The organism is Longibacter salinarum (genome assembly GCF_002554795.1).
Classification (GTDB): Bacteria; Bacteroidota; Rhodothermia; order Rhodothermales; family Salinibacteraceae; genus Longibacter; species Longibacter salinarum.
The window spans coordinates 55,863-82,113 of record NZ_PDEQ01000002.1 but is presented as its reverse complement, the minus strand read 5'-3'; the positions used below and the strand labels follow the sequence as shown (position 1 = coordinate 82,113).

The 26,251-nt window shown below is 60.2% G+C and carries 22 protein-coding genes; 5 read left to right on the top strand and 17 right to left on the bottom strand.

Features of this window, described 5'->3' with window-relative positions; translation table 11 throughout:
* Window positions 1-100 precede the first annotated feature (100 nt).
* Window positions 101-931, bottom strand: a complete 831-nt coding sequence (locus tag CRI94_RS03915) for a class II glutamine amidotransferase domain-containing protein (RefSeq protein ID WP_179862143.1) — start codon at window positions 929-931, stop codon at window positions 101-103.
* A gap of 318 nt (window positions 932-1,249) precedes the next feature.
* Between CRI94_RS03915 and CRI94_RS03910 the strand changes: the two genes are divergently transcribed.
* The 5 genes from CRI94_RS03910 to CRI94_RS03890 all read left to right on the top strand — a co-directional run bounded on the left by CRI94_RS03910 (window position 1,250) and on the right by CRI94_RS03890 (window position 5,844).
* Window positions 1,250-1,855: an RNA polymerase sigma factor gene (locus CRI94_RS03910; RefSeq protein ID WP_098074369.1), complete on the top strand. Its 606-nt coding sequence runs from the start codon at window positions 1,250-1,252 to the stop codon at window positions 1,853-1,855.
* 62 nt (window positions 1,856-1,917) lie between these two features.
* Window positions 1,918-2,493 (top strand): hypothetical protein, encoded by a 576-nt coding sequence (locus CRI94_RS03905; RefSeq protein WP_098074368.1) that lies wholly within the window; start codon window positions 1,918-1,920, stop codon window positions 2,491-2,493.
* 79 nt (window positions 2,494-2,572) lie between these two features.
* A complete protein-coding gene (locus CRI94_RS03900) occupies window positions 2,573-3,340 on the top strand; it encodes a hypothetical protein (RefSeq protein ID WP_098074367.1) in 768 nt (255 codons plus the stop codon).
* Window positions 3,341-3,573: 233 nt separating this feature from the next.
* Complete coding sequence (locus tag CRI94_RS17810) at window positions 3,574-4,932, top strand: N-acetylmuramoyl-L-alanine amidase family protein (protein ID WP_218919348.1); 1,359 nt, start codon at window positions 3,574-3,576, stop codon at window positions 4,930-4,932.
* 333 nt (window positions 4,933-5,265) lie between these two features.
* Window positions 5,266-5,844, top strand: coding sequence for a hypothetical protein (locus tag CRI94_RS03890; protein WP_098074366.1), 579 nt, complete (start codon window positions 5,266-5,268; stop codon window positions 5,842-5,844).
* A gap of 136 nt (window positions 5,845-5,980) precedes the next feature.
* Here the strand turns inward: CRI94_RS03890 and CRI94_RS03885 are convergent, their stop codons facing one another.
* The 16 genes from CRI94_RS03885 to CRI94_RS03810 all read right to left on the bottom strand — a co-directional run bounded on the left by CRI94_RS03885 (window position 5,981) and on the right by CRI94_RS03810 (window position 26,170).
* Window positions 5,981-7,366 (bottom strand): hypothetical protein, encoded by a 1,386-nt coding sequence (locus CRI94_RS03885; protein ID WP_098074365.1) that lies wholly within the window; start codon window positions 7,364-7,366, stop codon window positions 5,981-5,983.
* A gap of 315 nt (window positions 7,367-7,681) precedes the next feature.
* Window positions 7,682-8,083, bottom strand: coding sequence for a HEPN domain-containing protein (locus CRI94_RS03880; protein ID WP_098074364.1), 402 nt, complete (start codon window positions 8,081-8,083; stop codon window positions 7,682-7,684).
* Window positions 8,084-8,120: 37 nt separating this feature from the next.
* Window positions 8,121-9,515 carry an alpha/beta hydrolase family protein gene (locus tag CRI94_RS03875; protein WP_098074363.1) on the bottom strand — a complete coding sequence of 465 codons (1,395 nt, stop codon included), beginning with the start codon at window positions 9,513-9,515 and terminating at the stop codon, window positions 8,121-8,123.
* Between the two features lie 39 nt (window positions 9,516-9,554).
* Entirely contained in the window at window positions 9,555-10,037 is a 483-nt protein-coding gene (locus CRI94_RS03870) for a GIY-YIG nuclease family protein (protein WP_098074362.1), read from the bottom strand.
* 62 nt (window positions 10,038-10,099) lie between these two features.
* The gene (locus CRI94_RS03865) at window positions 10,100-11,161 is read right to left on the bottom strand and encodes a YncE family protein (RefSeq protein WP_098074361.1); all 1,062 of its coding nucleotides are present in this window, start codon (window positions 11,159-11,161) and stop codon (window positions 10,100-10,102) included.
* 48 nt (window positions 11,162-11,209) lie between these two features.
* Entirely contained in the window at window positions 11,210-13,207 is a 1,998-nt protein-coding gene (locus CRI94_RS03860) for an Ig-like domain-containing protein (protein ID WP_245846065.1), read from the bottom strand.
* A gap of 154 nt (window positions 13,208-13,361) precedes the next feature.
* A complete protein-coding gene (locus tag CRI94_RS03855; protein WP_098074360.1) occupies window positions 13,362-14,837 on the bottom strand; it encodes a dihydrolipoyl dehydrogenase family protein in 1,476 nt (491 codons plus the stop codon).
* Between the two features lie 128 nt (window positions 14,838-14,965).
* A complete protein-coding gene (locus CRI94_RS03850) occupies window positions 14,966-16,066 on the bottom strand; it encodes an ABC transporter ATP-binding protein (protein ID WP_098074359.1) in 1,101 nt (366 codons plus the stop codon).
* A gap of 105 nt (window positions 16,067-16,171) precedes the next feature.
* The gene (locus CRI94_RS03845) at window positions 16,172-17,800 is read right to left on the bottom strand and encodes an ABC transporter permease (protein ID WP_098074358.1); all 1,629 of its coding nucleotides are present in this window, start codon (window positions 17,798-17,800) and stop codon (window positions 16,172-16,174) included.
* A gap of 172 nt (window positions 17,801-17,972) precedes the next feature.
* On the bottom strand, window positions 17,973-19,055 hold the full coding sequence (locus CRI94_RS03840; protein WP_098074357.1) for an iron ABC transporter substrate-binding protein: 1,083 nt from the start codon (window positions 19,053-19,055) through the stop codon (window positions 17,973-17,975).
* A gap of 127 nt (window positions 19,056-19,182) precedes the next feature.
* Complete coding sequence (locus tag CRI94_RS03835) at window positions 19,183-20,319, bottom strand: glycosyltransferase (RefSeq protein ID WP_098074356.1); 1,137 nt, start codon at window positions 20,317-20,319, stop codon at window positions 19,183-19,185.
* A gap of 53 nt (window positions 20,320-20,372) precedes the next feature.
* On the bottom strand, window positions 20,373-21,353 hold the full coding sequence (locus CRI94_RS03830; protein WP_098074355.1) for an aldo/keto reductase: 981 nt from the start codon (window positions 21,351-21,353) through the stop codon (window positions 20,373-20,375).
* 149 nt (window positions 21,354-21,502) lie between these two features.
* Entirely contained in the window at window positions 21,503-22,537 is a 1,035-nt protein-coding gene (locus CRI94_RS03825) for a glycosyltransferase family 2 protein (protein WP_098074822.1), read from the bottom strand.
* A gap of 237 nt (window positions 22,538-22,774) precedes the next feature.
* Window positions 22,775-24,730, bottom strand: coding sequence for a DNA topoisomerase (ATP-hydrolyzing) subunit B (gyrB, locus tag CRI94_RS03820; RefSeq protein ID WP_098074354.1), 1,956 nt, complete (start codon window positions 24,728-24,730; stop codon window positions 22,775-22,777).
* 207 nt (window positions 24,731-24,937) lie between these two features.
* Window positions 24,938-25,441, bottom strand: coding sequence for a hypothetical protein (locus tag CRI94_RS03815; RefSeq protein ID WP_098074353.1), 504 nt, complete (start codon window positions 25,439-25,441; stop codon window positions 24,938-24,940).
* Window positions 25,442-25,507: 66 nt separating this feature from the next.
* The gene (locus CRI94_RS03810; protein WP_098074352.1) at window positions 25,508-26,170 is read right to left on the bottom strand and encodes a CBS domain-containing protein; all 663 of its coding nucleotides are present in this window, start codon (window positions 26,168-26,170) and stop codon (window positions 25,508-25,510) included.
* Window positions 26,171-26,251 lie beyond the last annotated feature (81 nt).

Below are 26,251 nucleotides of genomic sequence, written 5' to 3'. Positions count from 1 at the left end.
AGACGATTCCACGACGAATCCGTTTCCACAGCGCCGGACGAAATTGCTTTTCGGGTGCACTGGAGTCGATTCATTCTCCAGCAACGCAAGCAGTCGGCCCTCATGCACTTGCCGTGGCGACGTGATCGATGTGTGCATCGGCCGTGACGGAGAACACGCTGTCACCCGGTACGGACGTCCACTCTTCGTCCGTAAATGGCTCGCTTACCAGAATGCGGGCGGCGTAGGACTCTCTCTCGGGCGTCCGAGCGGCGTGCACCGTTCCACAAATCCCGCAACCGCGAGGCTCCGTCCGGAGCAGCGACCAGAGCGGTGCCCCGATGGTGCATCCGACCAGTCCGTCCGTTGTGCCACTATTCCAGAGCACCTGAAGCAGTGGCATTTGCATGCCATCTCCGATCGACACGTCCGTATCCGCACGCTGACTCCAGCGAAGCACGTTCCACGTAACGGCCCGGAGCGTCCGCATGGGCGTGCGTGACGGCATCTGATCGCGCCGTTCCAGCAGCAGTTGAAAGACGTGCTCTGCAAGGGAATCCGTCTTCAACGCATCGCGGCGCCGCGGACGGAGTGCTCCCCGAATGTCACTGCAGACGGCTTCTGCCGAGGCGATGGATACACGAATCACCGCCATCGAGGCGCCTTCCACCAGGGGCTGGAGCACGCCTCGCTCCGACCCCGGTGGCGGACACCATGTCAGTGACGTTCGGCTCATCCCATCCTGTGCAGCCGATCGTGTGCGCCGGCTGTAGGGCTGCGGTGTGCGCTGAAGTCGAGTGGTGACATTTCCTTCGCACACGTGAGCCGTTCCCCAGGCTGGCACACCCCGACCGCTCTTTTCTCCAGTAGCGATTCTCTGCTCGTGCCGCTCCACCAGTTCACAGTCCACCCGAGTCGGATGCGTTGCGACCATTCCGTACAGGTATGACATCATCTCGCAGACGTTGGGAAAGATCAGCCGTACCGGCGAGGTCTGCCTTCCCTCTCCGGCACGTGTTACGTATCGGACAGTAGTGGCGGCGTTACGTATTAGACGTGAACCACATGGTCCGCCAACCGTCGTTTCTCTTACCGCACCGGGCGACGAGACGCGATTGGTATTATTGCTACACGCCACGACCTCGGGACGACCAGTGCGTGAGGCATCTTTTTTTCTGGACCGTACAATAATTGAAGACAGCGGTGCGTTCGCATCATCCCACGCGACGTCACCGTCTGGTGATCGATCACGAGCGCTTCCCACACGCGCATGGCTCCCACCGACGAAGAACTGGTTTCCGCTTACCTGGAGGAAGGTGATGAACGTGCCTTCCGACAGCTTGTGGAACGATACCAGGACCAAATTTTCGGCTATATCATGAGCATGGTTAAAGATCGTGCTCTTGCCAATGACCTGTTCCAGGAAACCTTCCTGCGTGTGATCAACGCGATGCAGGACCGGCAGGGGTCGTACACCCGCCAGGGATACTGGAAAAGCTGGGTCATGCGCATTGCGAGAAACGCGACCATCGATCACATGCGGAAGCAGAAGAAGTGGGCTGATGTGTCCTCAGACGAGGAGGAAGGCTATTCTTTCTGGGACCGGCTTCCGGATGATGCGCCGGTTGCGGATGAAGAATTGCATCGCTCGGAGCAGCGCGAGTGGCTCGACGAACATATCGAACAGCTCGCACCGGAGCAACGAGAAGTGCTGCTTCTTCGCCAGACGACGGACCTGACATTTCGAGAAATTGCTGAGCTTACCGACGTATCGATCAACACGGCCCTGGGCCGGATGCGCTATGCACTCAAAAACTTACGCAAGATGATCGAAGCGTCGGGTAAGACGTCGCTCGCCCCGACCGTGGACTCGTAATCACCCAGCGACTCCACGCCTATTCTCTGCCGCTTGCTGTTCGACGACCCGCACCCGCACTTATGGACGAGACGCTACGCATAATACGTCACCTCTACGGAGAAGAGCCTGATCCACAGGACCTCCAGCGTGCCATGAAGGAAGACCCGGCCCTGGCCCGTGAGTACAACGACCTGGCCGAGGTCAAAACACTGCTTGACAAGAAGGAGCCGGCCCGTCCCGATGCCTCCGTCCTCGACGCTATTACGGAAGCTGCGGCAGATGCATCGGCATCTCACGAAGTGTCCGACACCCCAGACCGTCCGCGTGTCGACCGTGAACCGGTGTCAGGAGGAGACCGAGACCGGTCTCGCATCTCTCGGCGCCTCCAACAGGCCGGCGTTGCTGCTGCAGTCCTGCTGCTCGTCGCCATCGGATGGTGGCAGATCGATATGGATGATTCAGCGTCATCCGTTCAGATCAGCGCGCAAACCGAGCGGCAGCTACCCGCCGCCAATCGTGACCTTCCTGACTGGGACGAAGGCGACGATGTCGTCCGCCTACATCGCAGACTCGAGGTGGTGAATGCGCGAAGCGCATCGCCGACGTCGTGGAACGACCGCCCCGACCTGATCCCGACACAATCACGTCGTCCGTAACCATGGGCACGTCAGAACGTCCCGGTCCCTGCCTCCCTCTCCTTCCCTCCGGCCTGCTGTTTTCCTGCACCCCGATCTCATGAGCCGACTCAACGCCTTTTTCGGTCTCGCGATTGCACTCCTGCTCGTTGTCGCGCCCGCCTCGGCGCAGACTCAGACGCGAACCCTCACGATCCACAACAACACCGTCTACGTCGACGGAAACCCGATCTCGAAGGACCAACTTCCTTCTTCCCTCGACGTCTCGGGAGTCGAAGCGCAATATCGCTTTCTCGGGATTCGGAAACCTGTGGTCGAAATCAATGGATCGCTGTATGCCGTGACGAACACCCTGGAGCCCGTCTCGGAAGACGAGGTCCGGCGCCAGTCCGATGCGTCCGTCATCTTGCAGCGTCCCCAGATGCAATCACCGGCGAGCGGACTGGCCCAGGCATCGACGGCACAGGGACGAAATAGAACGACGGCCGAGAAGAACGTATCGCGCCGCGCCGACAACATGGAGGTGGCTCGTCAAGAATACCTGCAGGAGATGCAGCGTCGGAGCCAAGAGTTGTACGAAAAGCTGATGCGCGAGCGTCGCATGGAACTGGAATCTCGTGAGATTGCACGAACGATACGACTTCTCCCCGACGGCCCGGAACGGGACGCGCAAATCGACACACTGCGCGCAACGCTGAACCGGATCTTCGACCTGAAGCAGGACAACCGACGGCGCGAGATTGAGCAACTGCAGCGGCAAATCGATGAGTTGCAACGACGACTCGAGAAGCGCGAAGACATGCGGGACGAGATGATTCAACGTCGTCTGGAAGAACTCATTGGCGAAGAGACAGCCGCAAACGAATAATCTGCTTTCCGCTAGACGCACTCGGCGTCCCCTACAAGGTGCAGCCCCTGCCTGCCCGGCTTACGCCGCGGCAGGCTTTTTTATGCCGATGGCACACGCCCACACCGATCTCAACCGAAAATCTGGTGTCATCACCTTTACTTTGCGGCCCATAGATTGCATACTTTATGTTACGCTTGAACCACCCCATTCTCGTGCCTGCTGCACGCTGCTGAATTATCGCCGTCCCTATCATGAGTGCTTTGTCACTGTCTTCCCTCGTTCCTGGCTCGATGCATCGCGCCCTGCGTTGCATCGTGATCTTGGCCTGTGTGCTCGGGCTGTCCGTACCCAAGGCACAAGGAACCGACGGCACACGCGGTGACGCTTCAACCGTGGAGGCACGTGCACAACTGACCAACATCTCTTTTACGGCCCGATCAGATGGCGGCGGCTATGTCGTCCGGGTTCAGGCATCCGGGAAGATTGCGGCGTACGGCATGCCCCGTTCCGTCGGTAGCAACGAACTCAAGTGGACGCTCTATAACACCGACCTGGCGTCCTCTTTTCAGCATGATGCACCCGAGGGACCCATCACCGGGTTCACAACGAACAAGCAAGATGGGCACATCATCCTCCGGTTTGACCTCAGCAGAACGGTCGAGCCCGACGCCTATCGCGATCGGTCGTCGAACGACATTCTGCTGAACCTCGCCTACCCTGGCGGCACCGACGCTCCGGGTCCCGTACCCACACCTGCGACCGCTGACGCCCGTTCCAGTCGGTCCTCCTCGAACGGGTCCTCTCCTCCAACGCGAACGGCCTCCTCGACGGCGTCCGCCGGTGGCTCATCGAATGCCGCGGCTGCTGCCATGCTGGGTGGAGCATCACAACAGGCCCGCGAACGCTGGCGCCTCGACAAAGTCGTCATTGATGCTGGGCATGGTGGAAAGGATCCGGGAGCCTCAGCAAACGGGCTTCGGGAGAAGGATCTCGTTTTGAAAGTGGCGAAAAAGCTGGGCGGGTATATTGAGGACAACCTCGGCATTGAGGTCGTCTACACGCGAACGGACGATACCTTCATCGAACTGGAGGAGCGTGGCAAAATCGCCAATCGGGCGGGCGCGAAGCTATTCATTTCGATCCACATCAACGCAGCGCGTTCGCGATCGGCTCGCGGCACGGAGACCTACTTCCTCGGACGGCATAAGTCGGAGGCCGCACGCAAGGTCATGGAGCGTGAGAACTCGGTCATCCGCTTTGAGGAGAACACGCAGAAGTACGAGGACTACGACGAGCAGGCCCTCGTGCGGCAGGTGCTCGCCCAGAGCGCATACATGCGACAGAGCGAGAAACTTGCGTCGCTCATCGAATCGCAGTTCGAGGACCGGGTAAGCCGTCGGAGTCGCGGTGTTCATCAGGCCGGTTTTTACGTGCTGTGGAGCGCGTCCATGCCGGCCGTTTTGGTCGAACTCGGCTTCCTGACCAACCCCAGCGAAGCCCGTTTCCTGAAAAGTGAGCGAGGTCAAACGTATCTCGCAAGCGCCATCTTCCGAGCCGTTCGCGACTACAAAGCGACGTACGAGAAAGGCATCACCCCCACGTCGCGGTAAAACGCATCCAGATCGGGACGTCCTCGTTTGCGCACATCGAAATCCGTGAGGCGAGCGGCGGCGTACCTAAGCGACGGATTCTTTACGTCTCATTGCGCGAGTGGGTACGAATCGGGCGCGTCCATTCGTTTTCTCTGCCCGGCCGTTACCCTCGCGATGTCATGCGCGGCCTATCTCCGTGTACGGGGTCGTTCTAACTGGGCCGATCCCTGACGGCTCACTTCCGGACTGGATCACCACCTCGTGAGATTCGTCCGACGTGTTCGACGGACGCTCCGCTCTCCGTTGACAGCGTTCCCCTTCTGGCCTTTTTCGATCAAGTCTCGACTTTCTATGCACACGCGTCTTCTCCGCTCGCTCATCGCACCCGCTCTAACGGTTGCGGCCCTGTTGCTCGTTTTCACTGCCTGTGATACGGCGACGACGGGTGATGATACCATCACCCTCAACGACCCCGCGAACCCCACGACCGTGACGTATGAGTTCGAGTATGATCCAAGCACGGCCGTCAACGGCGAGATCGGTGTAGCCTCTATCGGCACCGACAACCTTGGTTCAATCATCGGCACGTACGGTTTCAGCCGGGACGATGTCGTCTCCGCCCGCGTCACGAGCATCACGATCAGTCGATCGGCGGGGACACGATCTGCCTCGTCGTCGAAGCTCTACGACTATGTCGAAGACATCAAACTTCATCTCGGAGGCAGCGAGTCCGGACCGCTCATCGCTCCCGAACAGGCTGTCCAATCTACTCTTGAGACCAACCTCAACACTGCCGACACGGATCTGACGGGCACGATTCAGTCCGGGCCGGCGCAGGCGTTTATGATCATCGGTGTGAACAACACAAGCGAGACACAGGGCTTCATCGAAGCCGAAGTCGACTTCCGCATTGAAGTCCAAAGTAACTAGGCATTGCGGCAGCCTTCCTAGCGTCCTTCTCATCACGAAAAAAGCGGCCCGACCGGAATCACCCCGGTCGGGCCGCTTGCGTCGTCACGGCTGCAATTGAATGCCGCTCGTGCCGTACATGCTGAAATGAACCGTGTTAGTTCATCCCCACAGTCGTGAGCACGAGGACATCGCCTGCGGCTTCGGCATTGGTCACGCCGGCCGAACTGAAGGCCGTCTCTGCCGAGGTCTCTGCGCTTCCGTAAAACGTGACGTAGGCGTTAGCCGTGTTGCTCGGATCAGTATCGAGCGCACTGAGGAGCGTCTGAAGCGATGTAGCAAACGCATCCTCAGCCGTGGCGATTGTGGTGGCCGTCGTGCTAAAACCCGACTCGATGGCCGTTCTCACGTCCGATTCGTACGTCGCCTTCGCGTTGTTAATTCCCGTGACACTAGCCGTAGCACTTGCGCGAATGTCTGCGACAAGGGCCGCCTGTGCATCCTGCAGTGCCGTGATGCTCGCCTGCGTCGCACCGGCCGCCTGGAAACGGGCTTCATTCGCGGCTCCGGTTGCGAAGGCCTGAAACAGCTCGGCTTTCTGTTTTACTTCTGCTTTGGCCGCTGCTGAAAGTGCCGTCGCCCGCTTCATGATCGTCGATGTTGCCGCCTGACGCGCTTTGGCCTGCGTTTCGGCTGTCACACCCACGGCGACAAAGACGTTTGCGTAGCTTTCTTCAAACGCATCCTTCGCTGCCGCTCGCTCTTCGGCATTTGCAGCGGCATTCAGATCACTCTGCAGCTGAAGGAAGAGCGCTTCTTTTTCCTCCTCCACCGTTTCCATCGCTACGCTGGACTGGCTCTGGGCGAAGAATTCGGCCTCCGCGAGAATGCCTCCGGCGATCGCTTTGGCAACAGCCTGTGGGCTCGTTGCGCCGCTGTTGATCTCGGCTGCGAGTTCCGCGTCGACGTGCGCTACCACATCAGCACTCGTAACGCCTTGCTCGTCTTCGCCATTGGCGTCTTCGTCTGTGTCACCAGACTCGGTGTCGGAGTCTCCATCGGAATCATCACCGTCGTTCCCGTCCTCGCCGTCACTGTCTTCGTTCTCGGCCTGAACGTATACGTTGGCTTCTGCCGTGGTCTCGTTCGTGAGCACGGCGGATTGCACGTTGCTCCGACCGTCCACTTTCACGATCGCCTTCTGTTCGAAGTCGGCACTGGCTTTCTCCGCCGTCACAATGACGATGCCGCGAGCGCCCGTACCTTCGACGTCGAGCTCAAAGCTCCCGTCGGCGTTCGTAGTCGTTTCGCCTTCAAGTTCATCGGTATCGCCGTCGCTTGTGACGCTCACCGCCGTCACCGTGGCACCCTCAACGCTCGCCTTGGATGCTTTGGCAGATGTTGTAGCCTGTCCGGAGATTGTAGCCCTCGTCGGGCCGCTGTCTCCGTTACTACCGCTGCTATCGCAGCCGGTGAGGATGAGACCCACAAACAAAAGTGGGATGGCCGTCCATGTCGCAAGATGATTCGTACGTCGATTCATGCAGACGTAGGGGGTGTTGAGGGTAAATGTTGAACTGCGCCCATCAACAGGGGCAACGCCCACGCCTAGAAGATCTAGTTCAAGTGATCTTGTCGCACGGATCACGATCTGATTACATGTTTTTAGCTCGCTTGAACACAAGATGCACATATGCGAGCAAAAGACGGTTCTGCCGATCTGCGCACCGGATGTGGATGATAAAGTAGTTGTTTACATCTGGTCGTGTCGATCATGAACACCAACCTTAGGACCCGGACCTCTCATGCGCTGATACACACCGTTTCACATATCGTCGGATGAAACACCGGCGTTCGATCATGAGGATTCCAACTGATGCTGGATCCACTCTACAACCGAGCGCGCATCTGCCACCGCGTGTCTAGCGTTTTCAAAATGGTCAGGCAGGCGACGACGGAAGAAGGCGTCCGGTTCGTAGAGCAGAGTGATATCGAGCCTGGATAGTTCGTCGATCGCGCGAGCAAGGTCTGCCGGCCACTCGCCTCCCACTCGCACCATCAGCTCCGACAGGTTGTGAGTCACAGGGGGCGCTTCTCCGCTCCGATCTCGAAGAATTGCTTTCATCGACTTCTCGACAGCAAGGTGGGCAAGAGCTACGGCATGCGCACTGAAGCCCTCGTTCAGGAGATGCTCCGCCGCACGCAAGTCACGGCGGGACTGCTCCCACCAATCGGACGATGACAAACGACGATGCGGCATAGTAGAATCCAGACGAGCGGAGGAACGTGCTGGTGCATTAGCGGAGGCGGTCGTCAAGCCAGGTTGCGACGAGATCGAGCACCTGAGGCGCGACGGTCAGTTCGATGCGTCCGTACTCTCCCGGTCGGCCTGTCGTGGCTGGTTGAAGCAAGTGGTTCAGCCCGTGGATCTCGCGAATGGTTATGTCGGAGGACGCCCCACCCGAGAGCGCCTCACGCAGCGCACGTGCATTCTTTTCCGGCTTGAGTTGCGTGTCCCGCGTGCCGTAGATGGCAAGCACCGGCTCATCAAGACGGCGAAGGGCCGGTGCCGGATCGTAGCGGAGGAATGCGCGCAGCCATGGCGCGGTGAGACGCTGAATTTCTTGCTGGATCACCTCCTCTCCACGAATTCCCTGGGAGTCGATCAGGACGCGTCGTAGCTCGTTCGCCATTGCCGTCGAATCCGCGTTCTCTTTGATCGCGCGAAAAATCCGCTCCTGCGTTCCGCGCTGCATGGCACGCGTTCGATCGTCGACGTTATTTGCCTCTGCCCGGATGTCGAGTTGATCGCTCAGCACGTCGTCGCCCGGAACGGATGGCGTTGCAAGAAGCACGACGGCATCGACTCGGTTATCCCGGTTCGCTATCATCGTTGCGATCGTGCCCCCCTCACTGTGACCGATCACGGCGAGGGGCTCGTCGTTCACCTCGGTCCTCGAAGCGAGCGACGTCAGCGCCGCCTCCGCATCCCGCGATAGTTCTTCGGTCGTCAACCCTTGTGGCTCCCCTTCCGAGGCGCCGACCCCGCGTTCGTCGTAGCGAAGAACAGCGAATCCGGCGCGCGTCAACTGGTCCGCCCACACGCGAAAGGGTCGGTGACCGGCCACAGACGCGTCGCGGTCTTGTGCTCCTGCCCCGGCGATGAGTAGCACACCTGGATGCCGTCCCGTGCCTCTCGGAATGGTCAGGGTGCCGGCGAGCGGTACACCATCTGGAGCGCTGAACTGAATGTTCTCGACGCGGTATGGAAGCGGCTTTTGTGGTTGCTGCGGTCGCTCGATCGATGGCGCTTCATCCGTCTTGCGCAACGTGAGGGGAAGTCGCGCCGGACCCTGAGCCCACTGCCCGTCGATCGTTTGCTTTTGCATATCGATCACGCCAGCAAATTGCCCGGAGATCGAGCGGACGCCAATCCTCAGCGTATCGGCAGTCCGAACGACCTGCGAGAGCTGGATTCCCGTGGCACCCTGATCCGGGCTGTCCATCGTACCGGTTAACTCGCTATCCTGGTTGCGGCGTAGATGGAAGACGACCCGAAACTCACCATCCGGGACCTTTAATGTGCCCAGCCACGAGCCCGTTATGGACGTGTCCGCGAGCGGCTGTGCCTCTGCCGATGAGGGGACGAGTCCACCGACAGCAAGAACGAGAACGAGCAGGAAACGGACCATGCAGGATATAGGAGATGGGAAAATGATGGGCAGCAATATTTATGTAAACGCGGACGCTCCGCCCGGTCGTGTGACCTCACACCGAAGTTCATCGACCTTGTACAACCGGGCGCCGCGCTTCAGGACACTGCCGATATCTTCGGTGCTACAGTTGGTCGATACCCGGTAAAAATGGGCTGGGCAATCGCAATCCGACGCTCCTACTCCCGAGTGCGGGATGTCAACAGGAAGGCGCTCTCGGACTGCGCCCGCCCAGGTGCATTCGAGGTGTTGATTGGCGGTCGAGACCCATGCACCTTCCAGCCGCGAGACCTGTCGCACATAATCGACGTGCCAGTGCGGCGATTCTTTCTTCACCTGCAGGTGCCGTCGCAGCCGTGCGCGCAGCCCACCGGACCCGAAGGCACTGCCGACGTAGACGTACCGACCGGGCGCCAGTTCAACATCACCGAGGGCGCCGACTTCTACTGACGTACGATCGTCGACGTGCAGGAGCAACACATACGTTCCGGTTGCGGCCATAGGGTCGAAGGAAACGTTAGGGTCCCGCTTCCGGCCGACGGCGATGAGAGGATCGACGCCTTCTACCGATGTGCGGCGCTCTTGGTATCCATTTTCCAGAATGCAATACCGCCAGCCTGCAGCCCAACGTCGACGTGAGCCACCTTTTTCGCGGTCTTCAGATCGACAATGTCGACCGTTCCAGGCTCGCCGCCGACGCCTTCTGCCGTCATGAATGCATACCGGCTGTCGGGCGTCACGACGACACCATGCGTCACACCTCGAGTGTTCTCGACGACCGCACGGCGCTCACCACTCTCAAGGTCCCAGATGCCGGTTTCTCCCGACCCCTTGTAGGAAACGACCAGCGTGGAGCCATCAGGCGTTACATCCAGATTGTACGGCTTCGTGCCCTCTCCGGTATCGAAGCGCTGCGTGACGGTCCACGTCTCAAGGTCCACAACGACGACCTCATCCGCGCCGTTGTGCGCGACGTAGGCGAGCGGCTTCGACGGATGCGGCTGAACCCACGTTGGCTTCGTCATGCCTTCACCCGTTTTCAGCGTACGAGACACCTTTCCACTCATCACATCGATCTCGTAGAGGGTGCCATCCATCATGCCGACCGAGTAGTGCTTACTGCCGTCCGGACTGAGGCGCGAGCCGTGGGGCATAATGCCCGTTTCGACGGTCTCAATTTCCGTCATCGTCTCCGGTTCGACCACCGATACCGTGCTCGGCACTGGTTCGCCGTGCAGGTTGAAGTTCACAACGTAGAGAAGCCCTGTCACCTCGGAGATTTGCATCGTGGCAGGAAACAGGCCGACCTCGGCCGCCGCCACCTTTTTGTTTGTGCCCGTCTCGTACTTCACGACGCGACCGTACGGCTTGCCGTGCGCGATCGAGACGAACCAGTGATCGCCATCCGGAGATACAGTCATCCCATGCGCGCCTTCCGTCTCCACCGGTATCTGCCCGACGGAGATCGTTTCTTCGACGACAGCATCGGTCCCATCGAAGCGAACCAGAGCGACTTCGTCGGCGGACTCGGACGCCACGTAGGCGTAGTACTCCTGCGCCTGAACCGGAACGGCCGCGACGACGAGCAAGAGCAAAGCGAACAGCAGAGATTGAACGGTGCGCATGTAGAAAACCGGGTGCAGTCAGCGCGTCAGTGAAAAAGCTCTTCGGGTCTACCGGGAGGCCGAGACCTTCTCTTTCTCCGGCTGAGTGAATTTCACAACCCAGAGGCCCGAATTCCAGTCGGAAAAGAAGACATGTCCCTTGTGCGGCTGCGGCCCCCAGGCCATCGGTGCGTTGGGGACGCGACCTTCCGGATCGAACGAGCGGAAACGTGCGATCTCGCGTCCCTGAGCGTAGAGGTCGCCCTTCAGGTCACCGGAGAGGTCCACGACGCGGAGACCGGCGTTATAATAGGCGACGTACAGCAGGTCGCCGTCGACCCAGTAGTTGTGCGTTCCGGCTTCCGGCACCTGGTAGCGTGCATCCTCGGTCGGATTCTCTGGATCCGTGAAGTCGATGAAGTGCAACCAGCCGGCCGGAATTGTCGGCTCGTTATCGACATTGAGACCATTCGGGAATGCCTCATCTCCGCCTATGACCCACTTTTTGCCCGTCTCTTTGTCATTATACGGAAAGGCTGCGTGGTTCCACCCGCTCGGATAGGCGTAGCGGCCTATTTCGACCGGATTCGACGGCGAGCCTCCTTTAACGCCATTCCCGACGTCCACGAGGACGACACCATCGTCCCAGTTCGACGAGTACGCAATGCCATCCATCACCCAGACATCGTGGATCGAAGCGCCCGGCGTGTCAAGCTCGAACGTCGCGACATGCTTCGGATTTGCGCGGTCCTCAATGTTCAGGATCTCGTACCGCTGTCCGGCGCTGAGCGCGTAGACATGATCTTCGTAGATAAACAGGTTGTGCACCCCACCGGTCAGGCGATCCGTGTACTCCGTGATGATCGAGACATTGTTCGGATCGGTGCAGTCGAGGATAACGATGCCGTTTTTCCGGTCGGAGGCTCCCTCCCGACTGATGATGCAAGTCCGACCGTCTTCACTGACTTTCACGTCGTTGACGGTTCGCGCATCCACCGTGACGGTGTCCACGGGCGTCGGGCTGGCAGGGTCGGTCACGTCCCAGAAGTACGCCTCGCCGTTTCCGCCCCATGTGCCGGTGATGGCATAGTCACGACCGTCGGCGGCTTCCCATACCCAGAGGTCAGAGGTGTGAACATTCGACACCTGACCGCGACCAACGAGTTCGATGCTGCCCTCCGGATTGCGCTCGGTGATCGTGACCGTCGCTTCAGCCACGTGCGAGCCACTTGTCGCTATCACCGTGTAGGTGCCGGCATCTTCCGCCACGAAGCGTCCGTCGGCACCGATCTCGGCTGGTGCACCGGGAGCGATCGGCTCCGTCTGGTCGATGCGTACGGCGTAGCGAACCGGGGCATCCTCCACGGCTTCGCCATCGGGATTTTTCGCCGTTGCCTCGAATGCGAGAACATCACCCGTCCGTGCCGACTCGGCGCCTCCGGTCAACTCCAACGCAACCACGGGATTTTCCTTCACCTCGATCTGCTTCGTGGCCTTGAAGTCTTCCGCCGTCGCCGTCAGCGTGACGGTACCGGGAGATTTTGCGTGAACGCGATGCAGGCGATCCACCGTCGCAACGGACGGATCGCTGCTTTCGACGCTCACCGCCACGTCGTCTCGCGCCGTTCCGTCTTCGGTCTGAGCCTGGACGGTCATCGGCATCATCGTGCCCGCATAAACGGACGCAGGGGCTTCGACGAATGCCACACCGTCAACGGGCTTCGGCGTCACCTTCACCATAAAGCGCTGAATGATACGCTCTTGCTCGTCCTGAGCGGGCCGGAGAGCGATCATCTGATGTTCGCCGGCTTCTTCAGCCGTCAACACTCCGCTCCGCGTGGCGATGACCGCGCGGGACGGGGAGTAGAACACAATCGTCGTATCGCGCTGACGCTCGCCATCGGGAGACACGTAAAATGCTTCGAGCTGCATCTCATCGCCCACCTGAAGTGCCGGATCGGCGGGTTCGACTTCGACGGACTGTCCGAGAGCGGGCGTCACGAAGCCACCCACGGCCAGGAGCAATGCAAGACAGAGAGATCGAAAGGTCATAACGCGTTCAGACATGGAGGGCCGGAGCAGAATGGAAAGGTCCTTTTTAATAAAAGGCTCGCGCACCGTCGAAGCAATGAACAGTAGTCCCGTTAATAACATATTTTGGCCCATGGGCGACGGCGGTGTGACCGCTTTTCGAAATTCACGTCTGCGCTGCTGGCGTCCACTAAATAATGCGCTCCGGATCGGGCTCGATCACCGGGCCGCGGTAACCAAAGACGGTTTTCAGTGCACGTGTAAACGTCGACGACTGCTTCTGCACGTACCACTGGTCCGCAACCCGCTTGACGCCTTCGCCCCAGGCCGGATATGGGTGAATCGTGTCCCCGATGTTGCGCAGCGTCACGCCGTTCCGCATGGCGACCGCGAGAGAGCTAATCAACTCGCCCGCATGCGCCCCCAGGACGCTCGCTCCGAGGATCGTCCCGGTCAGGCTCTTCGCATGCACCTTAATCCAGCCGGCCGTTTCGCCCTCGGTGATGGCACGGTCGAGCTTGCTGAACGGGAATTTGTAGGTCTCGTAGTCGACACCCTGCTCATCCAGGTCGTCCGGGAGGGCCCCGACGTGAGCGAGCTCCGGATCGGTGTACGTCACCCATGGAACGTGCGCTGCGTCAATCTTAGACGGCACCTTCAGAAGTGCGTTCGTAACGGCCACTTTCGCCATGTGACCACTCATGTGCGTGAACTGGTAGCGCCCGGTCACGTCACCCACGGCGTAAATGTGGCGCTGGCTCGTCCGGCAGTAGTCGTCGACGGTAATGCCTTTCCGTGAGACGTTGACGCCGGCCGCATCGAGATTGAGTTGTTCGACATTCGCGGTCCGGCCCGTAGCAAGCAGGACGGCGTCGGCCTCCACATCGACGGCATCGCCGGCGGCATCGGCATGAATTGACGTCACACCCTTCTTCTGTTCGATCGAGGTAATGTCTGCGTCCAGGATGTACCGAACCCCTTCCGACACAAGCACCTGTCGAAGCTCGTCCGCTAGCTGGGCGTCGTCGTTCTGTAGAATACGATCGCTCATGTCCAGGACGGTCACATCCGTCCCGAGCCGCGAGAAGGCCTGTGCCATCTCCGACCCGATCGGCCCCGCCCCGATGATAGCGAGCCGTTCCGGTTGCTCCTCTAAATCGAAGAGGTCCTCGTTGGTGAGCACCGGAACGCGGTCGAGCCCATCGATCGGCGGGACGAACGCACGCGCGCCAGCGGCAATGACGATGAAGCGCGCCGTGAGCTGCTCGCTGCCATCGTCTCCCGACACGCTGACGGTGTGATTATCGACGAACCGGGCGGTCCCGCTTCGCACGTCGATGCCCATATCTTCGAAAATTTCCGGCCGATCGGCATCGTCGTACACCTCCTGACGCACCTCTCGCACGTGCTCCATGACGCCTGCGAAGTCGACCTCAAACCGTTGATCGGTGAGTCCGAATCGGCTCGCGTTTCGTGCCTGATGCACGACCTTCGCGGCCTTAAGCAAGGTCTTGCTCGGAATACAACCGGTCCACGTACAGTCGCCTCCTAAGGCCTCGCGCTCGATCATCGTCGTCTTCGCGCCAAGGTTTGTAGCGATACCCGCACTTGAAAGCCCGGCCGCGCCGCCACCGATGACGAGAACATCATAGTCGTAGGAAGCCATAGCGAAAACCGTAGAAGACTGGGTATAAATGACAAAAGGGCCGGAGTACGAAACTCCCGACCCTGTCTCTGTTTCCCGCCTTCAGAGGACGTTACGTCTGAGGCCACGCTGCACCCGATCGAGCAGCCTCATTTCTGGGCGACGGTCTCCTCGGACGTCACCCCGTTGGTCGTATCCATCGGGGTCGAACGACTTTCCAGTACGACGGCCGACTCCTGCGGACGGATCGAAACGTGATCGCCCGGCTGGTACGACATCCGGTTGTGTGTGTGGACAAGGTACTCTGCCCCGTCGCACTCCACTCGGTACGTGATGTCGTGCCCCTTGAACGCCCGGTCGATCACCGTTCCTGTCGGACCGGCATCTGTGTCGCCGGGTTCGAGCGTCAGGTGCTCGGGGCGAAGCGATACCAGTACGGTGCCCTCCGCGTCGCGGTTAAGACCGATCTCTCCGAGGGCGGTTTGCGCCTGCCGTCCGCGCGCCTGCGACAACAACAGGTTGGTTCGCCCGAGAAACTGCGCGACGAAGAGCGTTCGCGGCTGGTAATATACCTCTTCGGGCGTCCCGACCTGCTCGATCTGGCCCCCGCGCATGACGGCGACGCGATCGGCAAAGGAGAGTGCCTCCTCCTGATCATGCGTCACGAGAACGGCGCTCATGCCTCTCTCCTTCAGTAGGCCACGCACTTCCTGCCGTGTGCCTTCACGAAGAAGGGCATCGAGGTTCGAAAACGGTTCGTCGAGCAGGATCAGCTCTGGGCAGGGAGCGAGTGTGCGGGCGAGGGCCACCCGCTGCTGCTGGCCGCCCGACAGGTGATGCGGCGTTCGATTCTCGAATCCGTTCAGGCCCACCATTTTCAGCGCCTCCCGCGCCTGAGTCTCCCGCTCCGCCTTCGGCACGTTCTTAAGACCGAACACGACGTTTTCCAGAACCGTCAGGTGCGGAAACAGCGCGTAATCCTGAAATACGAGTCCAACCCCGCGCTCTTCTGGCGGTACGTGGACACCGGGTCCTTCGAGCATCCGATCGCGCATACAGACGGTGCCGGAAGACGCTCGCTCGAAGCCGGCAATGCACCGAAGCATCGTCGTCTTTCCACAGCCGCTCGGGCCGAGCACGGCGAAGATCTCGTTGTCCCGCACGTCGAACGACACGTCGCGCACGACGAGAGGGGCGTCGGGCGTGAAACGCTTCGACAGTTTGTTAACGGAAAGAATCTCGGTGCTCATAGCTGGGGAAGGCACGAGAAGAACGCGTCGGGGGAGACCCGACCTCGCTCCGCGCGAAGCGAGCCGGATTCAGGCAGTCTCTTCAATTTAGACTGTGTCTGTATACTACGCACGCGCCTCAGGTTTTCGTCCCGTATGTTCGGTTCTTCGTGATTTTTCTTGAACGAGCAGGAGTCCGACGAAGGCGGCGGAGAAAAACATGATCGCGAGTGCGTAGGGAGCTGCGGAATCGAACATCGCCTCATTGGCCGCGCTCCAGGTTTTCATCGCCAGCGACTCGAAGCCTGGAGGCGAAAGGAGGAACGTGATCGGCAACTCTTTCATCGCCGACAGGAAGACGAAGGCGACACTGACCAGCAGCCCGCGCCGGAGCAGCGGAACGGTGACGGAGAAAAACGCCTGCGCGGGCGTCCGGCCAAGCGACCGGGCGGCTTCCTCAAGATTTGGCGGGGCCTGATAGAGTGCACTCCGGATCGGTCCGATCGCCTCGGCCATAAAGTGAAGCGCATACGCGAACACGAGTAGCGCAAGCGTCTGATAGACGATCGGGAATCCCGCGAGCGTGAACACAATCAACGCCAGCGCGAAGGCCAGCGGCGGTGTCGCATAGCCGAGATACGCCACGCGCTCGATGATGCGAGTCGCCCGGGACGGCTCGCGGACACCGACGTAGGCGACCGGCAAGGCCAGGAGTGCAGCGAGAACCGCGGCCGGGGCAGACGCCGAAACGGAGGCCCACAGCGATTCGCCCAGGGACGCCCACGGCAGACCACTCACGGCCGAGTCCGTCATCCAGAACGCCACCGTGAGTACGGGCAAGGCAACGGACACGAGCCCGACCACTGCGGCAAAGATGTAGGCCGGAGTCGTCCATTTCCCGAGCCCGACCCGACGCGTATTTCGGCTTGCGCCACTTCCCGTTCGATGAAGCAGCAGGCCGCGAAGCAATCGGGCCTCCAGGAACAGAATGCCTATCGTCAGGGCGAGTAGCATAAGCGCCAGACAGGCGGCGTACACTCGGTCGTAGGCCGCCTGATACTGCAGGTACAGCGCGTAACTGAACGTCTCGAATCGCATCAGCGAGACAACGCCGAAATCTCCCAGAACGTGGAGGACGACGAGGAGTCCGCCCGAGAGGAACGCCGGGCGCAGTTGCGGGAGGATGACGCGTGTGAACACCTGCCATCGGCCGTAACCAAGCGCCTGCGCCGACTCTTCGAGGGCGGGATCGAGTCCCAGAAGCGCCGTCCGCAGGTTCAGAAAAAGGTAGGGATACGTGCCCAGGCTGAGCGCTATCAGCGCCCCCTCGTACCCCGACAGGCGCGGCAGCACGATATCCGCGATCTGGGCGAGCGTCCCGTACGCGCCCGTCGTGGACAGCAGAACGTACGCCATCACGTAGCCGGGCACGGCCAGCGGGAGCACTCCGAGCAGCGTGAGAACACCTTTTCCTCGGATCGACGTTTTCGTCGTCAGCCAGGCCAGTGGGAAGGCCAGTACGATCGTCCCTACAAGAACACCTCCTGTGAGCGAGACCGTATTCCACAGCAGCCGAACGTTTCTCCAGCGAAACACCAGATCCGACAACAGGCTCCACTCCGCCTGCCCGGCGCGCACGAAGAGATAGCCGAGCGGAATGACGACGCCGAGCGCCACGATAATCACGGGTGGCGCCACGTACCACCGGCGAAGAGAGGGCGGAATGCGATCGATCAGATTCACAGAGGAAAACATCCACTTCAGTAAAACGGGAAACGCCGATCCCAGGGAGCAGCGTCACTAGCGGACCGAAATGCCCGCGGCCCGGAGCACGCCGCAATGGCATGTCCAGGCCGCAGGTCAACGGCGCAGTTCTGTACGTCGAACAGGACGCGAACGGTCCGTCGTTCGCGCGAAGAGCCGGTCGTTACAACAGGTCGGCGTCACGCAGCATGTTGAGCGTTTCGTCGATCTCCCGCAGACGCTCCAGCTCAAAGTCCGGGCTGAGGAGCAACGCACGATCCGCATCCATCATGTACGAAGGCACCTCCGTTCCATTGATGACGGGATACTCGTGCACGGTCTGCGCACCGTAGGCCTGTGCTTCTTCCGAGAGAAGGAAACGAATGAAGTCCTGTGCAGCGGCCGACTGATCCGTCGTCTGCAGCACGCCCGCTCCCGTCACAAGAGCAAGGTTTCCGACGTCCCCATCTTCGAAGTGATACGTGGCGACCGGGGCCGAAGCAGCAATCGACTCTTCTTCTCCTTCTTCCTCTTCTTCATGCTCTTCTTCTTCGTACTCACCCTCCGGCGCCGGATTCGTGATACGGAGCACGTAGTAGTGGTTCGTCAGGGCGATATCGATTTCGCCTGCTGCAAGCGCCCGAATCATCGGGGTGTTAGAGGTGTAGCTCTTCGGGTTCAGCTCCTTCATGCTCTCCAGCCATGCGCGGGCCGTCGAGTCGCCTTTCGTGACGCGCAGCGCCGTAACGAAGTCCTGGAAGCTGGAGTAGGCGGGCGTCCAACCGATGCGTCCTTCGAACTCGTCCGCATTCGGCAGATCGGTGATTGAGGCCGGGAGAGCGGTGCTGTCGACCTGGTCTGTGTTGTACGCGAGAACACGGAAGCGGGCCGTTACCGGCGTCCACTTGCCACTGGCCGACGCAAAACGGTCCGGCATCGCGTTCAAGGTGTCCGGCAGGTCCGCAAGCAGGTTGTTATTCACGGCATTGCCGAGAGCACCCGCGGTGTTCGCCCAGAAGACGTCAGCCGAGCTCTGGTCTCCTTCTTCCTGCAGCGCCGCCAATAGCTGCGAGTCGGTGCCGTAGCGAATCTGCACGTTTACGTCCGACTGCGCACGGTACTTCTCAACAAGAGAGTCGACGAGGGCCTGGCTGCGGCCGGAGTATACGATAAGCTCCTTGTTCTCCTCTTCTCCACCCGACTGGCACGCGCTGAGGCTGAACACCAGAAGCAAGGCGGAAAAAACAGTGGCGAGAGTACGTATCATAGCAGACATTCGATCGATGGGTGACTTGTTTAGACTCATTCTAAAATAACGCACCCAGAATGTCTGTTTCAAAAAGCAGATTGGCCGTTTCCTCGCAAAAACTCCACACGGAGTGAACGACACAGGATCAGTTCAGGAGTCGCTCGACAGCTTCGCCGAGGCGATCCGGGGCGTGCTTCTGCTTCTGACGCCGGGCCCCCACCTGGAGAGGCATCGAGAGGTCCTCCTGAACGAAGCGAATGACGGCATCTGCTAGAGCGTCGGGATTTTCCGGGGGGACCACCAGGCCGGCTTCCCCATCAGGAACGATTTCCGCAAGGCCGCCAACATCCGTCACGACCATCGGCGTCTCGAAGTGAAACGCGATTTGCGCCACCCCGCTCTGCGTCGCGGAGACATACGGCTGGACGACAAGATCTGCAGCCCCGAAGAAGACGGGCACCTCATCGCCCGGAATGTATCCATTGTGCCAGTCTACCGCCTCCTCCAGTTCATGCTTCCGTATGAGTGCGCGGTAGCGCTCCGGGTCATCATATACCTCTCCTGCGATGACAAGTCGCACCTCCGGCACCGCGTCACGAATCCGCGGCATCGCTTCGAGCAGAATGTGGAGACCTTTGTACTCGCGGATGAAGCCAAAGAATAGAAGGACCGGCGCCTCGTCGGGCAGATGTAGCTGCCGGCGGGCGTCCGCCTGGTCGACCGGCTCACCGAACCGTTCGTACACGGGGTGCTCGATCTGCTCGATCACAGCGTCCTCGCCACAGAGCGATCGTACATCTGCAGCCACCGCATCGGACATGACGACGTAGCTGTCGCATGCAGCGAGAAAGAATCGGCTGAACTGCGCGTCGAACAGATGGCGCTCGTGCGGAAGAGCGTTGTGCACGAGGGCGAGGGACGGAATCCCTTTTCGCCTAAGCCACCGTGCGATCAGCCCGTATGCTGGAGCAAAAAACGGCATCCAGTACTGAAAAATCACGGCGTCAGGCTTCAAGCGCGCGAGGTGGGCAGCGGTCTTCGCCCAGGTCCACGGTCGGATGCTATCGATGAGGCGTGGCGCACCGCTCACCTCATCCGGCGGCTCCCCGTCCGGCTCGTACTGCGTCTTCCCGGGAAAAAGCATCTCCGGATACTGACGCGAGAAGCTGATCGGTCGAACATCGTGACCCCGGCGCGCGAGTACCTCCACCGTCATTTCCGTGAAGTGGGCGATGCCACCGCGATACGGATGGACGGGACCGACAACAGCAATGCGGGCCATGCAGGCAGAAGGAATGTACGAGAGGGAACGACGGGCCAGACCGGACCAACGTGTTATCCGTCGACCGTGCTCATGTCAGGATAGCGATCGCCCGCGGCCGCGCCTTTCGGAGCAATATCGTCGAGGTGGTCGAGGTCGTCGGCCGACAGCTCGATCTCCGTCGCCGCGACGTTGTCTTCCAGATGCTCCGGCCGCGTCGTGCCCGGGATGGGGACGATGTCATCTCCCTGGTGCAGGACCCAGGCCAGCGCAAGTTGAGCGGGCGTCACCTCCTTCTCTGCTGCCATCTGCTTGACGGCGTCGACGAGGTCCAGGTTCTTCTGAAAGTTCTCGCCCTGAAAACGCGGATTATGGCGCCGCCAGTCGTCCTCCGGCAGATCCTCCGGCGATTCGAATCGACCCGTCAAAAATCCACGTCCGAGCGGGCTGTACGGCACGAAGCCGATGCCGAGTTCGCGCACCGTATCGAGAATGTCGTCCTCGGGATCGCGGCTCCACAGCGAGTATTCCGTCTGGAGAGCCGTGATCTTACGCTCCCGGTGAGCTCGACGAATGGTGTCCGACGCCGCCTCGGACAGGCCGATGTATCGCACCTTGCCGGCATCGATGAGCTGCCCCATCGCACCGACGGTTTCTTCGATCGGCACATCCGGATCGACGCGGTGGAGATAATACAGGTCGATGTGGTCGGTCCCGAGCCGCTCCAGGCTCGCGTTGCACGCCTCGTGAACGTAATCCGGCCGACCGTTCAATCCGTGCATACCACCTTTCTCGTCTCGGACGATTCCGAACTTCGTCGCCAGTGTGACTCGATTACGATAGGGTTCAAGCAGTCGGCCTACCAGTTTTTCGTTGGTAAACGGGCCATACATATCAGCGGTATCGAAAAACCTCACCCCGAGATCAAGGGCGCGCTGAAGCGTGTCCTTCGCGCGCGTTTCGTCGGGCGTCCCGTAGAACTCGGACATGCCCATACAGCCGAGACCGATCGTGGAGACCGTGGGACCGCTGGAGCCAAGCGTACGCGTTTCCATAGCAGCATCGAAGTTGAGGACCGGAGAGAACTCAATCGGGCTACCGCCGACGGAATGTCCGGTTTCAGATATGCGGACCGGACGACGACGGATGAAGACAAATGCTGGCTGTGCTCGTCCGTCTACCTCCCCTCGGACAGCGTCCCACGTTATGACTCGTAGGACGGAGACGGTGTGCTGGATTCCGCCGTCTGTGCTAACGGCGCCCCCGCTGCATGCCGCACCTCGGCCACCTGATAGGATTCGGTTTCCTCCATACGTGGTTTGATGACGATCTCACCGAGCAGACCCGTGGTGAACATCTGCGCGCCGAAGAGAATGAGGAGAGCTCCGAGCAAAAGCAACGGCCGATCGCTAAGCGCTTCACCGAAAACCAGCTTGTCGATCGTTAGCCAGAGACTGGTTAGGAAGCCGAACAGAAACGCGACGGTGCCGATGGACCCGAAGAAGTGCATGGGCCGAACGGCAAAGCGGGTGAGGAAAATGACGGTGACGAGATCCAGAAAGCCTCGAATGAAGCGTTCCAGGCCGAACTTCGTCCGACCGTATTTCCTCGGATGATGCTTCACAGGCTTCTCGGTGATCCGGTCGTAGCCCTCCCATTTCGCGAGAAGCGGGATGTAGCGATGAAGCTCGCCGTAGACGTCGACACTCTTGACGACTTCCCGTCTGTAGGCCTTCAGACCACAGTTGAAGTCGTGTAGCTCAAGGCCGGAGATCTTCCGGGTGACAAAGTTGAAGAATCGGCTTGGGATCGTCTTGCTCAGCGGATCCTTCCGCCGCTTCTTCCACCCGCTAACCAGGTCGTTACCCTGCTCCAGCATCTCGACGAGCTCCGGAATTTCTCCCGGGTCGTCCTGCAGGTCTGCGTCCATCGTAATGACGTACGCCCCACGCGCATGCTCAAACCCGACGGCGAGCGCTGCGGACTTACCGTAGTTGCGCTGAAACCGAATGCCGGCGATGCGCTCATCCTCGTCGTGGAGGCGGTCGATTTCGTCCCATGATCCGTCGCGGGAGCCGTCGTCGACAAGCCACACCTCGAATGTGAGATTGTGCTCCGTGCACGCCGTCCGAATACGATCGACGAGTTCGGGCAACGACTCTACCTCATCGTAAACCGGCACCACCACGGAGACATCCGGGATGGATTCAGCAACTGAATGTGGTGAAGAGCCTGGCATCAGCGGTCGAGATTCGTCAGAGGGGATGAAGATGGACATTCATCGGGTCCATCATCGCACGTCTATTTGCCGACGATGGCAGATGCCACCGAAGAGGGACACCATGAGATGGCGGGCCTGCCGAAATGTTTAGGCCCAACGCCCCTACAGGGAACGAGCCCGAGACGACTGAAGGAGTTGTCCCTCGCGGTTCACAGTCGCACTCGAGCCGGTTCTGGAGCGTCGCCCAAACGTAGCTTACACGTCGATCGTCGCGTACTTCGCGTTTCGCTCGATAAACTTGCGTCGCGGCTCCACGGCATCGCCCATCAGCGTCGAGAAGATCTTATCAGCTGCGGCTGCGTCCTCGATCGTTACCTGCTGCGTCTTCCGCGTTTCCGGATCCATCGTGGTGGTCCAGAGCTGCTCGGGATTCATTTCACCGAGACCCTTGTAGCGCTGCAGACCCGGCTTCTTGCCGTCCTCGCGGAGCTCACGCATCCGCTTCTGCATCGCGCCATCGGTCCAGAGGTACTCCTCGTTTCGGCCGTAGTTGATGCGGTAGAGCGGCGGCAGGGCAATGTAAATATAGCCTTTCTCCAGAAGCGGGCGGAGCTGACGATAGATGAACGTGAGCAGCAGCGTCCGAATGTGGGCGCCGTCCACGTCGGCATCCGTCATGAGCACGATTTTGTGGTAGCGGAGCCGCGACAGGTCGAACTCTTCCTCCGTGGAGGTGAGCCCGGTGCCGAGCGCCGTCACCATGTTCTTGATCTCATTGTTCTCCAGGATGCGGTCGAGGCGTGCTTTCTCGACATTGAGGATCTTACCGCGGAGCGGCAGAATCGCCTGGAAGTGGCGGTCGCGGGCCTGCTTTGCGGAGCCGCCGGCAGAGTCACCCTCAACCAGATAGAGTTCGGACTCCTCCGGGTCGCGCGACGTGCAGTCCGCGAGCTTGCCGGGAAGGCCGCCCCCTGTGAAGGCGTTTTTCCGCTGCACCAGTTCGCGCGCCTTCCGAGCGGCGGCGCGGGCCTGGGCAGCCAGAATCACCTTATTGATGATCCGCTCAGCCTGCTTCGGATGGTCCTCCAGCCAGCGCCCGAGAGCGGTGTTAATGAGCGACTCGACGACCCCTTGAACTTCAGAGTTACCGAGCTTCGTCTTCGTCTGCCCCTCGAACTGCGGCTCCGCAACCTTCACCGAGAGGACGGCCGTCAAACCTTCGCGAAAGTCATCGCCCGAAAGGTCGAACTTGATCTTCTTCAGCAGACCGTTGTTCTGCGCATACCCTTTCAGCGTCCGCGTCAACGCACGGCGGAACCCGGAGACGTGCGTTCCCCCTTCGTGGGTGTTGATGTTGTTGACGAAGGAAAGGACGTTCTCGTTGTACGTGTCATTCCACTGCATTGCGAGCTCGACCGGGACCTCGCCGTCCTCCGTGATGTAGATCGTCTCGTCCAGCAGAGAGTCGCGTCCTTCGTCGAGATATTCGACAAACTCGGCCACGCCACCTTCCGAATAGTAGCGCTCGGACTGCAGCTCGGGGTCGTCCTCGCGGTGGTCCGTCAGCGTAATCGCGACGCCGCTATTCAGGTACGCCAGCTCGCGGAGACGGTCTGACAGCGTGTCGAACCGGAAGTCCGTCAGCTTAAAGATCTCATCATCGGGCCAGAAGCGGATGTGTGTCCCCGTGACCTCGTCGTCGCGCATGGGGCGAATCTCTTCTACGGGGCCATCCGGCACGCCGCAGACGTAACTCTGCTCCCAGACGGAGCCGTCACGCCACACGGTGGCCTCAAACTTCTTGGCGAGAGCGTTTACACACGACACACCAACGCCGTGTAGACCCCCAGATACTTTGTAGCTATCCTTGTCGAATTTACCGCCGGCGTGGAGAACCGTCATCACGACCTCGAGCGCCGAGCGATTCTCGACCGGGTGGGTATCGACAGGGATCCCACGCCCGTTGTCCTTGACCGACACCGATCCATCCTCATGAATCTCGACAGCGATCTCATCGCAGTGGCCAGCCAGAGCCTCGTCAATCGAGTTGTCGAGGACCTCATAGACGAGGTGGTGCAGGCCGCGAATGCCCACGTCCCCGATATACATGGCGGGACGTTTTCGTACGGCTTCCAGCCCTTCGAGGACCTGGATATTAGACGCCGCGTAATCGCTAATCGCGCGATCGGGCAGGTCGGTTGTGTTACTCATTGGGCGCTAAAGTTGGCGAAGCAGAACGTTCGTACAGAGCCGGAATCCAGATATGGATATCAGATCCGTACGTATACGGTACAGCCCGCGCGGAGTTCAGTCAAATGCGCTGTGCGAACTGTTCGCAAACGTGAGGTGAGCTGTGGGGTTTGAGGTGCGGGATTCGGGGGATGGGGACATCCGGACACCCCGTCTCCCTTCGTAGAGTCACTCCACCTCATGTCGGACCCACACGACGAAGCTGATCCCCCGCTCGGCGATGACGTCAAGGTCCGCCAGAACTTCCTCCTCGTCCGCCTCAATCAGATACTCCACTTCTCCATGGATCGAGCGGGCCTCTTCAACCAGGGATTCGGACACGTCGGGGTACAGGCTGAGAAGACGCTGATGCATCGAATGGAGAAGCCGTTCGGCCCGACGGAGCTTCATGAGCAGATCGAAGTGACGCACCGCAGCCGCGATCGGACGTTCGTCCTGATGCGAGAGGTGCATTCGTCCGAGCATGACCTGCATCAGCAGGTCCATCAGATCATCGCCGGCGTTGCGGAGGGAGGCGCGGGCCCGATCCGGCGGCTCCTGCGCCGAGGGGTCGAGCCCGGCCCGCCGTTGTGCTACAGAGCGACGTACGTCCTCTGCCGTCGACAGCGTAGCCAGCAACGTCATCGATTGAAGAACAGACGCTATGGTCGAAGCCGAATCGGCATTGCTCATCGTCGACACCAGAATGAAAGAAACAGACTACGGACGCTCGGAGCCACTGCATCGAAAGGCCGGCCGCTAGACTTCAAGGTAGCGCATGAACTCGTCCACCCGATTCTTCATTTCCGTATCGTCCTCCCCGAAGCTCGCGACGACGTGATAGTCGTTGTGCTCGAGAACGTGGCGTATGCGCGTCGTGTCCGTAACGTTTAGCTTCAGCGTGACCCGAATCTTTTCGGTAGATGAATCCGGTTCCTCCGAGGCGACGGCGAGAACCTTGGCGTCGTTTTGCTCAATCAAGTGTACGAGCTTCGCGAGCGCATAGTCGCGCTGATCAACCTCAAGCGCTATGATCGCACCCGAGCGTTGCGTCGCCATGAGCTTGGCGAACTCGTCGAAGATGTCGTGCCGCCGGAGCAGGCCAAGGTATCGCGCACCGTCCGCCGGAGTTACCGGGACGGTGCTGAGCCCGTGCTCGACCATTGTCCGTGCAGCATCGAAGATATGCTCCTGCGGACGCACGCTCACAGGATGAACGGACAGGAGGTCTCCGATCATTTCGTCGGGACCATCTGCGCTCATCATTTGCTCTTCGGATATGATTCCGACGAGCTGGTCATCTTCGTTCACGACCGGAAGATGACGGATGTGGTGCTCCATCAGGAGCCCGAGCGCATCCTCGACCGTATCGGTCGTCTTGAGCGCCGGAATGGCGGTGTTGATAGCATCCTGTACCTTCATCGGCGTGACAGGTCAATCCAGAAGTCTGGGAAAGCAGCAACGAGGCCAGTGCGGGAATCTCGGCACACGTTGTAATACATA